This is a genomic window from Streptosporangium sp. NPDC002607 (genome assembly GCF_053592655.1).
This window is the reverse complement of record NZ_JBSFWD010000032.1, coordinates 102,343-114,332: the sequence shown is the minus strand read 5'-3', so window position 1 is coordinate 114,332 and position 11,990 is coordinate 102,343. Positions and strand designations below refer to the sequence as shown.

Genomic DNA, 11,990 nt, shown 5'->3' with positions numbered 1-11,990 from the left:
GTACCCGCGTCAATGATGATCGCGCCATCCTGCGGCAACTCGGCCAGCGCCGCCTTGGCGATACGCTCCTTCTCCGCCGTCATCACCTCATCGCGGGCGGCCAACTCGGGTTCGAACCCCAGCCGCTCGACTGGAATGGCGCCGCCGTGCACGCGCCGCAGCACCCCCGCGCGTTCCAGCGCGGTCAGGTCCCGGCGGATCGTCTCGGTGGTGACGGCGAACTCCTCCGAGAGCGTCACCACGTCCACACGTCCGACGGTCCGCGCCCGGCGCAGGATCTCCTGCTGCCGTTCCTCGGCGTACATGCTGTTGATTCACCGCCGTTTCAATGTTGTTTCAGCTTTATTTACACCCGAGTATGTTGGAACGTCAATGGTCGGCTTCCGTCAGGCTGAGTCGAGCATGAAAAACCTAGGTGTTTACCTGGAATGCGGGCACGCATGGGCCGGAAGGGGCGGATGCCCGAGACTTTGGAGTGCGTTGGAAACGGTGACCCTCGCCGAGGGGGAGGTCCCCTCAGCCGGGAAACGAGATGTGGGCGGACGGTACGTGGGCGGTCAGCCAGACACCGTTGGCACTGATCTGGAACTCGTGACCCGCCCGGTGCATCTCGCCTGAGCGAACGACCAGCACGACCGGCCTGCCCCGGCGCGCACCCACCCGGGTCGCGGTTTCCCGGTCGGGGGACAGGTGCACCGCGTGCCGGGTCATCGGCCGCAGCCCGTCCTCCCTGATGGCGGCCACGCGCGAGCCCACCGTTCCGTGGAACAGGACCTCGGGCGGCTCGACCGCGGGAAGGTCCAGGTCGACCTCGACCGTGTGGCCCTGGTTGGCGCGGATCCGGTCACCCTCTATGGTGAAGCGCCGTTTGTCGTTGCCCGCGACCACCTGCGCGAGCTCGTCGCGGGTGATCGCGAAGCCGTGCCGCGCGGCGGCGGCGAGCAGGGCGTCGATGTCCGCCCACCCTTGCGGGCCGAGGACCAGCCCGATGCGCTCGGGCTGGTGCCGGAGGTGCGCGGAGAGATATTTGGAGACTCGAACCAGTCGTCTGCTGTCCATGGGACAACAGGATGCTGACCCGCCCCGCCGCTTTCCAGCGGGTTCGCGCGGGGCGTTTCCCGGCCTCGGGGGACGGCCTCAGCCGTCGGCGGCCCAGCCGTGGGCGCGCTTGAGCACGGCGGCCACGCGGGCGAAGCGCTCGGCGTCGAGGATGGAGCCCTCCCGCCGGATGTCGTCCTCGTTGAGGGTGAAGATCCGGTCAAGGCGCAGGTAGGAGGCGCGGTTCTCCCGGTCCCAGCGGCCGGGGCCGAGCTCCAGCCAGTCGCTCGGGTCGCCGCCGCCTCGGCTGGACAGCATCAGCGCGAGCAGCTTGCGCCCGTGGCGGCCGACGACCAGCAGCGGCCGGTCCTTGCCGCGGTTCGGGTCCTCCTCGTAGGGGACCCAGGCCCAGACGATCTCGCCGGGGTCGGCGAGGCCGTCGAGGTCGGGGGAGTAGTTCAGGGTCGCCGCCCGGTCGACACGGTAGACCTCGCTGACCGCGCCCCGAGCCGGTCGGGGGTCCTCGCCAAGATCACGCACAGGCGCAGCCTATTGCAGGCGCACGGTGCCCTTCAAAGGGGGGTGGCTCCGCGAGCGGGTGGGTGCCGCCCGCTGGCCGGACGCCAGCGGGGCGGCGGGCGGTCCGGGGCATCCGGACCCGGTTCGGATACGCGGCTCAGCCGCCGCTCTTGCGGCGGAAGGAGCGCTTGGCCGCAGCCGGGCCGTGAGCACCGTGGATCTTCGAGGCGTTCTTCCCCTTGCCCCCGGCGTTCGCGTCCGCCTGGGCGAGCTTCTTGCGCTCCAGGGCCTCGCGGAACTTGCGCTTCAGTTCGTCGTCGGAACTCTCAGGCTCCTCCGGCGTGACGTCAGACATGCAGACCTCCTGATCTGGCCGATCTGGCTGATCCGGGCGGACGGTCCCACCCTGGCCAGCCGGACCTCATCCTCTCATGTTTCGAACATGGGTCCGGCTGGCTGGAACGCGTCGCGGGCCTGACCGCGAGGGCCGGTCGCCGCCGGTGCCCGCGGCGGTGCCTTTGGCGGCGGCCGGGACGTGTGGTGACACGGGAGAGCGGGCACTTCCGCTAGTTCAGGTCCATGGCCATCAGCAGCAGCAGTCCGGCGAGATGGCCGACGACCACGAAGACGATCACGAAGACGAAGACGAACTTCGCCGGGCCGTGCTCGAAGTGCCGGCCCTCCTTGAGCGCGGGGCGCGCGGCCTGGCGCTCGGCGATCCGCTCCTCGATCGACTTGCTGTGAAACATGGGGATCCTTTGCTCGCCGATGCTTGGGGCGATAATAGTTTGTGTATTAATTATCGTACTATGTCGGGTGGAGGTGTGCGTGAGTGACATGACTGATCCCCTGAGTCTGGAGAGCCAGGTGTGCTTCGCCCTGGCGGTCGCCTCGCGCAACGTCATCGGGGTCTACCGGCCGCTGCTGGAGCCGATGGGGCTGACCCACCCCCAGTATCTGGTCATGCTCGCCCTCTGGGAGCAGGCGCCGCTGTCGGTCAAGGAGCTGAGCAAGCTACTGAGACTCGACCCCGGTACGCTGTCCCCGCTGCTGAAGCGTCTCGAGGCCGTTGGCTACATCCGGAGGCAGCGTGACGGCCAGGACCAGCGTGTCCTGGCAGTCTCGCTCACGCCGGAGGGCCGAGGGCTGCGGGACGAGGCGGAGAAGGTTCCGCCGGCGATCGTCAGGCGTCTGGGAATGAACCTGGAGGAGCTCCAGGAGCTCCACCGGTCGCTGAACCGGGTGATCGCCGCGGCGGACGGCGCGCATCACTGATTCATGTGGAGAGGAAAGGCTCATGGCTGGAAGCCACGGAGGAAGTCCGAAGTCTTGGCTTGCGGTGATCATCATTCTGCTGGGGTTCACCGTGGGAGGCGTGGCCCTGTGCCTTGGCCCCAACTGGATGTTCTTCTGGATCGGGACCGGGATCGTCGCGATCGGCGGAGTGGTCGCCCTGGCGGTCGACATCTTCTCGGATGTCATCATCGACGCCCCCCGGGTGCCGCTGGACAACGGCAACAGCTGATCAGGCCTCCTGCAGCGCCTCCTCGACAGAGGTGAAGACCTCGAAGGAGGGGCGCAGGCCGGTGATGGCGAGGATGCGCTCCAGGGTGCCGTGCACGCCGACGAGCGCCAGACGGACACCCAGGGCGCGACTTCGCTGGAGCGCCAGGATCAGCTCCGCGACCCCGGTGGAGTCGCAGAAGGTGAGCCCCGTGACATCGGCCACGATCAGGGAAGGCGCTTCGGCCTCCCATGCCCTCTCCATCTCCAGGCGGAAGGCGGGGGCGTGCCGGTAGTCGAGCTCTCCGAGCACCTGGACGACGAACACCGTCCCGAGCAGCCTCGATGAGGCGGTGAAAAAGGTCATGGTCGGCTCCTTCGCCCGCGGGTGACAGGGCGGGCTGCCCTTTTTCCTACCAGGTCCGGTGCCGCCGTGCTTCCGGAGGGCGTCAAACGACCCGGTAGAGCAGCTCGGGCCGGCCGACCCCACCGTACTGGGGAACCCGGCGGGTGATTCCGCTCTCCGTCAGGTGCTCCAGGTAGCGGCGGGCGGTCACCCGGGAGACGCCGATCGCCGCCCCGGTGGTCTGGGCCGACAGGCCGCCGGGGGATTTGCGCAGCTCCACCAGCACGGCGTCGAGAGTGGCCTGGGTCATCCCCTTGGGCAGGAGGCTCTGCGCCGGGCCCCGCAGCGCCGCCAGCGTGCGGTCCACCTCGCCCTGGCCACTGGCCTCTCCCAGGCCCTCCACCGACGAGCGGAACTCCGCGTAGTGGGTGAGCTTCTCCTTGAGCGAGGCGAAGGTGAACGGCTTGAGCAGGTACTGGGCCACGCCGACGGAGACCGCGGACCTGACCACCGACAGGTCCCGCGCCGAGGTGACCGCTATGACGTCCGACATCACGCCCGCCGCCCGCAGCGTCCGGCACACCTCAAGACCGTGCATGTCGGGCAGGTAGAGGTCGAGCAGGATCAGATCGACCGGGTGGCGCCGCAGGAAGCGCAACGCCTCCCCGCCGGACCTGGCCACCCCCGCCACCCGGAAGCCGGGCACCCGCTCCACGAAGACCCGGTTCGCCTCGGCGGTGATCTCCTCGTCCTCGACCACCAGTACCGAGATCATCACGTTTCCTTTCCATGCGGCGGCAGCCGTACGGTGAACACCGCGCCCGTCTCGCTCTCCGGGACGGTATGGGCCGTCCCCGTCGCATGGGGTGCCCGCACCGGGTGACCAGCCTCGACGGTCCCGCCGACCTCGATCGTTCCGCCCAGGCGGCGGACCGCCTGGCCGACCATGGCCAGCCCGAGGCCGCGGCCGTCGCCCTTGGTGGTCCATCCCCTGCGGAAGGCCTCGCCCGCCGTCGCGGGGTCGAGCCCCGGGCCGCTGTCGGCCACGCTGATCACGAAGGCCGTCTCGTCGGCGCGCAACCGCACCTCCACCCGGGCGGGCGGGGTTCCCGCCATGGCCGCTTCGACCGCGTTGTCTATCAGGTTGCCGACGATCGTCACCAGATCGCGGGTGTCCAGGCCGAGGTCGTCGAGCTCGCTGTCCGCGGCGATCGCCAGCTCCACCCCCCGTTCCCCGGCCTCGGCGCTCTTGCCCAGCAGCAGCGCGGCGAGCACGGGTTCGCGTACGGCGCCCACCACCCGGTCGGTGAGCTGCTGTGCGGCCCTGATCTCCGCGGTCGCGAACGCCACGGCCTGCTCGGCGCGGCCCAGCTCGACGAGGGTGATGACCGTGTGAAGCCGGTTGGCCGACTCGTGCGCGGCGGCCCGCAGGGAGTCGGCGAAGCCGCGCTCGGCGTCCAGCTGCCCGGCCAGGGACTGCAGCTCGGTGTGGTCGCGGAGGGTGACCACGGTGCCGAGCGAGCGGTTGCCGGAGCGGACCACGGCCGCGTTCACCACCAGCGTCCGCTCCCCGGTCATATGGATCTCGTCGGTGCGGTTCTCGGCAGTCGAGAGCCGCTCGCCCAGTGCGGAGGGAAGGCCCAGCTCGGTGACGTGCCGTCCGTTCACCTCGCCCGCGAGGCCCAGGAGCTCCCTGGCACCGTCGTTGCAGAGCGTCACCCTGCCCGCGTCGTCGACGAGCAGCAGTCCCTCCCGTACGGCGTGCAGGATCGCGTCGTGGTACTCGTACATCCGGCTCAGCTCGGTGGGGCCCATGCCGTGGGTCTGGCGGCGTAGCCGGGCCCCGACCAGGTAGGTGCCCGCCCCGCCGAGGGACAGGCCGAGCAGGCCGATCAGCGCGGAGCCGGCGATCTGGCCGCGGAGCCTGACGCTGATCTTGTTGATCGTGATGCCCGCGCTGACCAGGGCCCTCACCCGGCCGCGGTCGTCGCGGACCGGGGCGACGGCGCGGACCGAGGGACCGAGCGTGCCGGTGTAGGTCTCGGTGAAGGTCTGCCCGGCCAGGGCGGGTGCGGTGTTACCGAGGAAGCGGTGGCCGATCTGGGCCGGGTTGGGATGCGTGTAGCGCACGCCGTCCAGACTCATGATCGTGATGAAGTCGACCCCGGTCTCTCGCCTCACCCGTTCCGCGTACGGCTGCAGGACCGCCGAATCGCCCAGGGAGGCGAGGACGGAGGGGGAGTCGGCCACGCTGATCGTCACCGCCCTGGCGGTGCCGACGGCCTCCTCGACGAGCAGGTCGCGCATCTGCAGGAAGGCGAGCAGCGCGCCACCGGTCACGGTGACGCCCACGACGACGATCTGCAGAGCCAGCATCTGCCTGGCCAGACTCCAGCCGCGCACCTGTTTGGAAAGCTCCCGCAAGTTCACGAACGAAATGTACGCAATGGTGACTTAGATCACAGCGTCGGCGGATAGTCGCTCGACCGGATTTTTCTTCTACCACGGTGGAGACACGCATGAGCGCGGCCCGAGACAGAACACACTACCTGTACATAGCCGTGATCGCCGCAGTGATCGCCGGCGTCACGGTCGGGCTCGTCGCTCCCGATATCGGCAAGGAGCTGAAGCCACTCGGCACCGCCTTCGTCGCCCTGATCAAGATGATGATCAGCCCGATCATCTTCTGCACCATCGTGCTCGGCGTCGGATCCGTCACCAAGGCCGCCAAGGTCGGCAAGGTCGGCGGTCTCGCACTCGGCTACTTCCTCGCCATGTCGACGGTCGCGCTGGGCATCGGCCTGATCGTGGGCAACCTGATCGACCCCGGGCAGGGCCTCGCGCTCACCGACGAGCTCCGCAAGGCCGCCGAGGCCGAGGCGGCCAAGGGCGGCGAGAGCGACACGGTGACGTTCCTGCTCGGGATCATCCCCACCACGCTGGTGTCGGCGTTCACCGAGGGTGAGGTGCTGCAGACCCTGCTCGTCGCGTTGCTCGCCGGGTTCGCCCTGCAGGCGATGGGCGAGCGCGCCAGGCCCGTGCTGAACGGCATCGCGCACATCCAGCGGCTCGTCTTCCGGATCCTCGCCATGATCATGTGGGCCGCCCCCGTCGGTGCCTTCGGCGCGATGGCCGCGGTCGTCGGCGCCACCGGCGTGGACGCGCTCAAGAGCCTCGGCGTCATCATGCTCGCCTTCTACGTGACCTGCCTGCTCTTCGTGTTCGTCATCCTCGGTCCGATGCTCTGGCTGGTGGCGCGGATCGGGCTGCTCTCGCTCCTGCGCTACCTGGGCAGGGAGTTCCTGCTGATCCTGTCGACCTCGTCGTCGGAGTCGGCACTGCCGCGGCTGATCGCCAAGATGGAGCACCTCGGCGTGAGCAGGCCGGTCGCCGGGATCACCGTGCCGACCGGTTACTCCTTCAACCTGGACGGCACCGCCATCTACCTCACCATGGCCACGCTGTTCGTCGCGAGCGCCACCGGCGCGCCGCTCTCCTTCGGCGAGCAGGTCTCCCTGCTGGTCTTCATGATGATCGCGTCGAAGGGCGCCGCCGGGGTCACCGGCGCCGGCCTGGCCACCCTCGCCGGGGGCCTGCAGTCCCACCGCCCCGACCTGGTCGACGGCGTCGGTCTCATCGTCGGCATCGACCGCTTCATGTCCGAGGCACGGGCGCTGACCAACTTCGCGGGCAACGCGGTCGCCACGGTCCTGGTCGGCACCTGGACCGGCGAGTTCGATCGGGAGCGCGCGGCCGAGGTGCTGGCGGGGAGGGTCCCGTTCGACGAGACGACCCTCCTGGACGACGACGATGACGGCGGCGACACCCCGCCGCCCGCCGCGCGCTCGGACGACCCGGTGATGTCACCGGCATAGCGGGAAACCGGGCGGCGGGCGTACGGGCCGGTGCCGGACACTTGTCTCGGGGGAGCGAGTGTCCGGCACCGGCCCGTATCAGTTCGTCTCGCCGCCCAACGAGATCACCGCTGGGCTCGACGCGGGCGGGTTCGCCTGCTACTTCCCCGACCCGGACGAGATCACCCTGGAGTTCGTACAGCCACCGCCACCCTGACGAACTCCCAGGATCCAGCGGCGTTGACACCCCCGTTGGAGCGTCCTAGTTTGTGCAAACTCAAACGATTGATCGAAAAGGAGCGGTGGATGGTCGTCATCGATGCCCACCAGCACTTCTGGAACCTGGAGACGGGTTCCTACTCCTGGTTGACGCCGGAGGCGGGGCCGATCCACCGCACCTTCGCCCCCGAAGAGCTCCTCGGGCAGCTCGCCGCCGCAGGTGTGGAGCGGACCGTGCTGGTCCAGGCCGCCGACACCTACGCCGACACCGACGCGATGCTGGCGCAGGCGGACGCCCACGACTTCATCGCCGCCGTGGTGGGCTGGGTTCCGCTGAACCGGCCGGACGAGGCCGCCGAGGCGCTGGAGCGCTATGGGCGGCACCCGAGGTTCGCCGGGGTCAGGCATCTCATCCACGACGATCCCGACCCCGACTGGGTGATCCAGGACTCGGTGGTCGAGGGGCTGGGCCTCCTCGCGGCGGCGGGGCTGCCGTTCGACGTGGTCGCGGTGCTGCCCAGGCACCTGGAGCACGTGCCGGTCCTCGCCGAGCGTGTCCCCGGGCTGCGGCTGGTCATCGACCACCTGGCCAAGCCGCCGATCAGGGAGAAGGGCTGGGAGCCGTGGGCGTCGCTGATCGCCCGAGCCGCCGAGCATCCCAATGTGCACGCCAAGGTGTCCGGCCTCAACACCGCCGCCGACGCCGAGACCTGGACCGCCGAGGACCTCCGCCCCTACGTCGACCACGCGATCGAGGTGTTCGGCCCCGACCGGCTGATGTTCGGCAGTGACTGGCCGGTGGCCATCCTCGCCGGAGACTACGCCAAGGTGTGGCGGGAGACGGGCGTGCTGCTCGCGGGCCTTGGCGAGAACGACCGCGCGGCCGTACTCGGAGGTACGGCCGCGCGCCTCTACGGGATCGAGGTCTGACCGTGCCGGACCCGCTCAGGCCGACCGGTGCAGGAAGCCGATGCTCGCGGCGAGAGCGCGGAGGTCGACGCCGAGGCGGTGCAGGATGGAGACCGAGGCGTTCGAGCCGTCGGCCAGCAGGCCCTTGAGCAGGTCCTCCCCGGTCACCCCGGGGTGGCCGCCGGTGCTGACGGCGACCTCGACGACCTTCCTCGCCCTCGCGGTGAGGGGCAGGTCTCCGGCCGGGCCGCTGAGCACCACGTTCAGCGGGCGCAGCCGGGAGCGCGACAGCCGCCACGCCAGGGGGTCGTCCCGCCGGGCGGGCAGGCGCCGCCTGATCTCGTCCAGGTCGACGCCGATGGCGGCCAGCAGCTCGCGGTCGTCCGCCAGGCCCCGTGCCGCCTCGCGCTCCCCGATCTTCGCGCGAACCGCCTCCGGGCTGACACCGAAACCCGCCGCCGGCCACGACTCCGCCAGGGCGAGCAGGAGCATGTCCTCGTCGAGCGTGGTGCGGCCGTGGTCGAGTGCCAGCAGCCCGGCCCGGACCGTGGTCCGCCGGGCCTCGGGGGTGAACCTCGCGAACATTGTCAGCTCCCGCCGTCGATGATCCGGTGTGCGTGCTTGCGGTGCGCCGTCTGCCGCCTGACGCCGAGCGCCGCGGCGATGGCCTCCCAGGACGAGCCCCGGGTCCTGGCCTCGATGACGTGCGCCGCCTCCAGCTCCTCCAGGAGCCTGCGCAGTGCCGCCACGGCCGCCAGCGCCGCCACCGGGTCCTCGCCGTCGACGGCCTCGGAGAACTCGCTCAGCGATCCCATGTTGTCAGCATAAGCTGACGGATTCACTTTTGTCAGCTTATGCTGACAACATTCCCGGCCCCCTGCACGCTTCGGGCAGGGACACGCTAGCGTGCAGGGGTGGATGGGACCTTCACCGTCGAGGAGGCGCGGGCGCTCATGCCCGCGCTGCTGGAGCGGGCCGCCGCGTTCGTGACGATGCGGGGAGAACTGGCCGAGCTCGCGTACGAGCTCCGCAGCACCGGCACCTCGGAAGCCGGCGGACTGGCCGAGGCGAAGGCGTACGAGGCCAGGCTGGAGGAGATCCTCGGCTGGTTCGAGGAGCGGGGCGTCGAGGTCAAGGGCGTCGCGCCCTTGCTCGTCGACTTCCCCTCGGTGCTCGACGGGGTTTCGGTTCGGTTGTGCTGGCTCGAAGGAGACCGCGACCTGGCCTGGTACCACCGCGACGAGCTGGGCTTCGCCGGTCGCCGGCCGCTTCCCTGATCGCGGGTCTCCTCCGGGGCGCGATTACTCGATCACCAGGTTGACCGGGATGTTGCCACGGGTCGCGTTGGAGTAGGGGCAGACCTGGTGGGCGGCCTCCACGAGGGCGGTGCCGGTCTCGCCGTGCAGCTCGTCGGGCAGCTCGACGCGCAGCGTCACCCCGAGTGCGAAGCCCTTGCCCTCCGGGTGGAGGCTCACCTCGGCGGTCACCGACGCCTCGGAGACGTCGGCCTTCTCCCTCCGGCCGACCAGCTGGAGCGCGCTGGCGAAGCAGGCGGCGTAACCGGCCGCGAACAGCTGCTCGGGATTGGTGCCCTCGCCGGAGCCGCCCATCTCCCGTGGCGGCGCGAGGGTCACGTCGAGGCGCTTGTCGGACGAGACCGCCCGGCCTTCCCTGCCGTTGGCGGTGGCGATGGCGGTGTAGAGCGTACTCATCGGGATCCCCTTCTCGATTTTGGACAACTTAATTGTGTGCAATTTAATTGGTAGCAGTCAAGTTCGGTATAATCGGGATCGTGAAGATCTCCGTCGAGAACCTCGTCTGTTTCGACGTGCACGCGGCCTCGCGGGCGCTGGACGCGGTCTACCGCAGGGTGCTGCGCGAGCTGGGCCTCACCTACCCGCAGTACCTGGTGATGACGGTGCTCTGGGAGCGCGGGCCGGTGACGGTCAAGGAGCTCGGTCTCACGCTGCGGCTCGACTCGGGCACCCTGTCGCCGCTGCTGAAGAGGCTGGAGGCGGCGGGCCTGGTGGGCCGCGAGCGCAGCGCCTCCGACGAGCGCTCCGTGCTGGTACGGCCCACGCCTGAGGGCGTCGAGCTGGGGGAGCGGGCGTGCGACGTCCCCGGCCGGATCTTCGAGGCCGCCGGGCTCGCGCCCTCGGAGGTCCTCGACCTGCAGCGGACCCTGCGCCGGGTCATCGCCTCCCTCGACGAGTCGTCACGATGATCACGGCCGACGACGTGCGCCGCGTCGCCATGGCGTTGCCCAGGACCGAGGAGAGGCTCGTCAGGGACCGGGTGACGTTCCGGGTGGGCCGGATCGTCTACGCCGCGATCTCGCCCGACGAGACCTCGATGGGATTCGCCTTCCCCAAGGAGGAGCGGGCCGCGCTGATCGCGTCCGCGCCGGAGACGTTCCACATGCCCCGGCCCTCCGACGAGCGTTACAACTGGGTGCGGGTCCGGCTCGCGGCGATCGACGCGACCGAGCTGCGCGAGCTGGTCGAGGACGCCTGGCGGATGGTCGTGCCCAAGCGGGTCGCGGCCGCCCACTTCGGGGAGCCGGTGGTCAGGAGGTCCCGCTGAGATGGACCTCCCGGGCCAGCTTCGTCGTCTGGCCGGTGGAGCGCTGCCAGGTGGCCCCGGCCGGGTGGGCGGTCAGCAGGACCATGATCCAGCGCTCCCCGGGGCCGACCAGGCCGGTGCTGTGCAGTACGGGACGGCCCAGATCGGGCACGGGGCCGGCCCCGGCGGGTGCCGTCGTGGTGACCCCGCTCGGTGCGGTGGCGCCCAGGGCCACCGGAGCCGGAGAGGCGGAGGTGAAGGCGGCGGGGGCGGTGCGGGCGGCGGGAGAGGTCGCCGGGCGGCAGCGGACCGGGGGGGTGGAGCCATACCCCGACCAGCCCTGCTTGACCGCCCACGGCCCGCGCACCCCGCGGGGGATGCCGAAGTACTGGTCGAAGCCGTCGGAGCCGCACTGTCCGGCCCTGCGCAGGTGGCCCAGGATCAGAGCGCTGACCTTGGGGTCGGCCCGGTCGAGCAGGTAGCGGTAGGTCTTGACGACGTCCATCGCGCTGAGCGAGGTGTAGCCCCAGAAGCCTGGTTTGTCGGCCGGTGGGGGAGTGGTGTCGGTGAGTTGTAGCTTGCGTGCCATCCGCTGGATGATTCTTCCCTGACCGCCTCTGCTCCAGAAGGAGGTCGCGGCGGCGTCGTCGCTGACCCGCAGCATGACCTTGAGCAGCGCCAGGTCCTTCTTGGAGACGCCGCTGTGCGACTCCAGATGGTCGATCGCGATGAGGATCTTCACCACCGACGCCGACCGGAACCTCCGATGCGCGTTGCGGTACTCGGTCACCTTCGCGGTCTGCCGGTCGAAGACCACGTAACCGGCGGTCACCCCGGCCGGGACATGCGGCTTGCCGCGGGCGGTGGCCGAGGCCGGAGTGGGGGCCGCCAGGAGGGGGAGGGCGGTCGCGAGGACCGTCAGCAAACGCATCACGGGACAAATGCCTACCAGATCCCGGCATCGGCGGCAGGAGGACGGCCTCTGGGAGGGATCGCTCCGGGGCGTTCCGTGATGGTCCGTGCCATGGAGATTCCGCCGG

The 11,990-nt window shown here is 70.2% G+C and carries 20 protein-coding genes; 8 read left to right on the top strand and 12 right to left on the bottom strand.

Translation table 11 applies throughout. The annotated features are described in order from the left end of the window. From ACWD3H_RS30915 to ACWD3H_RS30895, 5 genes are all read right to left on the bottom strand, one after another. On the bottom strand, positions 1-305 hold a 305-nt coding region (locus ACWD3H_RS30915), incomplete at its 3' end, for a DeoR family transcriptional regulator (RefSeq protein ID WP_355568462.1). A 211-nt stretch (positions 306-516) separates the two neighbouring features. Continuing rightward, entirely contained in the window at positions 517-1,059 is a 543-nt protein-coding gene (locus tag ACWD3H_RS30910) for an RNA 2'-phosphotransferase (protein WP_451957482.1), read from the bottom strand. Positions 1,060-1,137: 78 nt separating this feature from the next. Continuing rightward, complete coding sequence (locus ACWD3H_RS30905; RefSeq protein WP_451957481.1) at positions 1,138-1,578, bottom strand: type II toxin-antitoxin system PemK/MazF family toxin; 441 nt, start codon at positions 1,576-1,578, stop codon at positions 1,138-1,140. 136 nt (positions 1,579-1,714) lie between these two features. Continuing rightward, positions 1,715-1,912 (bottom strand): DUF5302 domain-containing protein, encoded by a 198-nt coding sequence (locus ACWD3H_RS30900; RefSeq protein WP_343960976.1) that lies wholly within the window; start codon positions 1,910-1,912, stop codon positions 1,715-1,717. 211 nt (positions 1,913-2,123) lie between these two features. After that, the gene (locus ACWD3H_RS30895; RefSeq protein WP_350927369.1) at positions 2,124-2,306 is read right to left on the bottom strand and encodes a hypothetical protein; all 183 of its coding nucleotides are present in this window, start codon (positions 2,304-2,306) and stop codon (positions 2,124-2,126) included. A gap of 88 nt (positions 2,307-2,394) precedes the next feature. Between ACWD3H_RS30895 and ACWD3H_RS30890 the strand changes: the two genes are divergently transcribed. Together ACWD3H_RS30890 and ACWD3H_RS30885 are read left to right on the top strand one after the other, a co-directional pair. Then, on the top strand, positions 2,395-2,832 hold the full coding sequence (locus ACWD3H_RS30890) for a MarR family winged helix-turn-helix transcriptional regulator (protein ID WP_350927371.1): 438 nt from the start codon (positions 2,395-2,397) through the stop codon (positions 2,830-2,832). A gap of 22 nt (positions 2,833-2,854) precedes the next feature. Then, the gene (locus ACWD3H_RS30885) at positions 2,855-3,082 is read left to right on the top strand and encodes an HGxxPAAW family protein (RefSeq protein ID WP_355568473.1); all 228 of its coding nucleotides are present in this window, start codon (positions 2,855-2,857) and stop codon (positions 3,080-3,082) included. On the opposite strand, the gene ACWD3H_RS30880 is transcribed toward ACWD3H_RS30885, so the two are convergent. From ACWD3H_RS30880 to ACWD3H_RS30870, 3 genes are all read right to left on the bottom strand, one after another. Then, positions 3,083-3,427: an anti-sigma factor antagonist gene (locus tag ACWD3H_RS30880; protein ID WP_350957741.1), complete on the bottom strand. Its 345-nt coding sequence runs from the start codon at positions 3,425-3,427 to the stop codon at positions 3,083-3,085. Between the two features lie 82 nt (positions 3,428-3,509). After that, positions 3,510-4,181, bottom strand: coding sequence for a response regulator (locus ACWD3H_RS30875; protein WP_355568479.1), 672 nt, complete (start codon positions 4,179-4,181; stop codon positions 3,510-3,512). Next, entirely contained in the window at positions 4,181-5,836 is a 1,656-nt protein-coding gene (locus ACWD3H_RS30870; protein WP_451957480.1) for a sensor histidine kinase, read from the bottom strand. The genes ACWD3H_RS30875 and ACWD3H_RS30870 overlap by 1 nt, the downstream gene beginning before the upstream one ends. Before the next feature lie 89 nt (positions 5,837-5,925). Here ACWD3H_RS30870 and ACWD3H_RS30865 point away from each other — a divergent pair, with 89 nt between their 5' ends. The 3 genes from ACWD3H_RS30865 to ACWD3H_RS30855 all read left to right on the top strand — a co-directional run bounded on the left by ACWD3H_RS30865 (position 5,926) and on the right by ACWD3H_RS30855 (position 8,409). Beyond that, positions 5,926-7,281: a cation:dicarboxylate symporter family transporter gene (locus ACWD3H_RS30865; RefSeq protein ID WP_451957479.1), complete on the top strand. Its 1,356-nt coding sequence runs from the start codon at positions 5,926-5,928 to the stop codon at positions 7,279-7,281. Positions 7,282-7,339: 58 nt separating this feature from the next. Continuing rightward, entirely contained in the window at positions 7,340-7,477 is a 138-nt protein-coding gene (locus ACWD3H_RS30860; protein WP_451957478.1) for a hypothetical protein, read from the top strand. An 89-nt stretch (positions 7,478-7,566) separates the two neighbouring features. Then, positions 7,567-8,409: an amidohydrolase family protein gene (locus ACWD3H_RS30855; protein WP_451957477.1), complete on the top strand. Its 843-nt coding sequence runs from the start codon at positions 7,567-7,569 to the stop codon at positions 8,407-8,409. 15 nt (positions 8,410-8,424) lie between these two features. Here the strand turns inward: ACWD3H_RS30855 and ACWD3H_RS30850 are convergent, their stop codons facing one another. Together ACWD3H_RS30850 and ACWD3H_RS30845 are read right to left on the bottom strand one after the other, a co-directional pair. After that, on the bottom strand, positions 8,425-8,973 hold the full coding sequence (locus tag ACWD3H_RS30850) for a Clp protease N-terminal domain-containing protein (RefSeq protein ID WP_451957476.1): 549 nt from the start codon (positions 8,971-8,973) through the stop codon (positions 8,425-8,427). 2 nt (positions 8,974-8,975) lie between these two features. Next, a complete protein-coding gene (locus tag ACWD3H_RS30845; RefSeq protein WP_355617015.1) occupies positions 8,976-9,203 on the bottom strand; it encodes a helix-turn-helix domain-containing protein in 228 nt (75 codons plus the stop codon). A gap of 99 nt (positions 9,204-9,302) precedes the next feature. Between ACWD3H_RS30845 and ACWD3H_RS30840 the strand changes: the two genes are divergently transcribed. Continuing rightward, positions 9,303-9,665 (top strand): DUF2203 domain-containing protein, encoded by a 363-nt coding sequence (locus ACWD3H_RS30840; RefSeq protein ID WP_355551652.1) that lies wholly within the window; start codon positions 9,303-9,305, stop codon positions 9,663-9,665. 24 nt (positions 9,666-9,689) lie between these two features. Here the strand turns inward: ACWD3H_RS30840 and ACWD3H_RS30835 are convergent, their stop codons facing one another. Beyond that, positions 9,690-10,100 (bottom strand): organic hydroperoxide resistance protein, encoded by a 411-nt coding sequence (locus ACWD3H_RS30835; RefSeq protein WP_350957725.1) that lies wholly within the window; start codon positions 10,098-10,100, stop codon positions 9,690-9,692. Positions 10,101-10,186: 86 nt separating this feature from the next. On the opposite strand from ACWD3H_RS30835, the gene ACWD3H_RS30830 reads away from it, so the two are divergent. Together ACWD3H_RS30830 and ACWD3H_RS30825 are read left to right on the top strand one after the other, a co-directional pair. Further along, complete coding sequence (locus ACWD3H_RS30830) at positions 10,187-10,612, top strand: MarR family winged helix-turn-helix transcriptional regulator (RefSeq protein ID WP_350957749.1); 426 nt, start codon at positions 10,187-10,189, stop codon at positions 10,610-10,612. Beyond that, the gene (locus ACWD3H_RS30825) at positions 10,609-10,971 is read left to right on the top strand and encodes an MmcQ/YjbR family DNA-binding protein (protein WP_350927393.1); all 363 of its coding nucleotides are present in this window, start codon (positions 10,609-10,611) and stop codon (positions 10,969-10,971) included. The genes ACWD3H_RS30830 and ACWD3H_RS30825 overlap by 4 nt, the downstream gene beginning before the upstream one ends. On the opposite strand, the gene ACWD3H_RS30820 is transcribed toward ACWD3H_RS30825, so the two are convergent. Continuing rightward, positions 10,955-11,881: a hypothetical protein gene (locus tag ACWD3H_RS30820; protein WP_451957484.1), complete on the bottom strand. Its 927-nt coding sequence runs from the start codon at positions 11,879-11,881 to the stop codon at positions 10,955-10,957. The genes ACWD3H_RS30825 and ACWD3H_RS30820 overlap by 17 nt on opposite strands. Positions 11,882-11,990: the final 109 nt, after the last annotated feature.

Excerpts from the sequence above, each read along its gene's own strand:
- ACWD3H_RS30820 (WP_451957484.1), bottom strand. The coding sequence starts at position 11,881 with ATGCGTTTGCTGACGGTCCTCGCGACCGCCCTCCCCCTCCTGGCGGCC.
- ACWD3H_RS30890 (WP_350927371.1), top strand. The coding sequence starts at position 2,395 with ATGACTGATCCCCTGAGTCTGGAGAGCCAGGTGTGCTTCGCCCTGGCG.
- ACWD3H_RS30880 (WP_350957741.1), bottom strand. The coding sequence starts at position 3,427 with ATGACCTTTTTCACCGCCTCATCGAGGCTGCTCGGGACGGTGTTCGTC.
- ACWD3H_RS30900 (WP_343960976.1), bottom strand. The coding sequence starts at position 1,912 with ATGTCTGACGTCACGCCGGAGGAGCCTGAGAGTTCCGACGACGAACTG.
- ACWD3H_RS30845 (WP_355617015.1), bottom strand. The coding sequence starts at position 9,203 with ATGGGATCGCTGAGCGAGTTCTCCGAGGCCGTCGACGGCGAGGACCCG.
- ACWD3H_RS30910 (WP_451957482.1), bottom strand. The coding sequence starts at position 1,059 with ATGGACAGCAGACGACTGGTTCGAGTCTCCAAATATCTCTCCGCGCAC.
- ACWD3H_RS30885 (WP_355568473.1), top strand. The coding sequence starts at position 2,855 with ATGGCTGGAAGCCACGGAGGAAGTCCGAAGTCTTGGCTTGCGGTGATC.
- ACWD3H_RS30895 (WP_350927369.1), bottom strand. The coding sequence starts at position 2,306 with ATGTTTCACAGCAAGTCGATCGAGGAGCGGATCGCCGAGCGCCAGGCC.
- ACWD3H_RS30855 (WP_451957477.1), top strand. The coding sequence starts at position 7,567 with ATGGTCGTCATCGATGCCCACCAGCACTTCTGGAACCTGGAGACGGGT.
- ACWD3H_RS30825 (WP_350927393.1), top strand. The coding sequence starts at position 10,609 with ATGATCACGGCCGACGACGTGCGCCGCGTCGCCATGGCGTTGCCCAGG.
- ACWD3H_RS30875 (WP_355568479.1), bottom strand. The coding sequence starts at position 4,181 with ATGATCTCGGTACTGGTGGTCGAGGACGAGGAGATCACCGCCGAGGCG.
- ACWD3H_RS30865 (WP_451957479.1), top strand. The coding sequence starts at position 5,926 with ATGAGCGCGGCCCGAGACAGAACACACTACCTGTACATAGCCGTGATC.
- ACWD3H_RS30850 (WP_451957476.1), bottom strand. The coding sequence starts at position 8,973 with ATGTTCGCGAGGTTCACCCCCGAGGCCCGGCGGACCACGGTCCGGGCC.
- ACWD3H_RS30835 (WP_350957725.1), bottom strand. The coding sequence starts at position 10,100 with ATGAGTACGCTCTACACCGCCATCGCCACCGCCAACGGCAGGGAAGGC.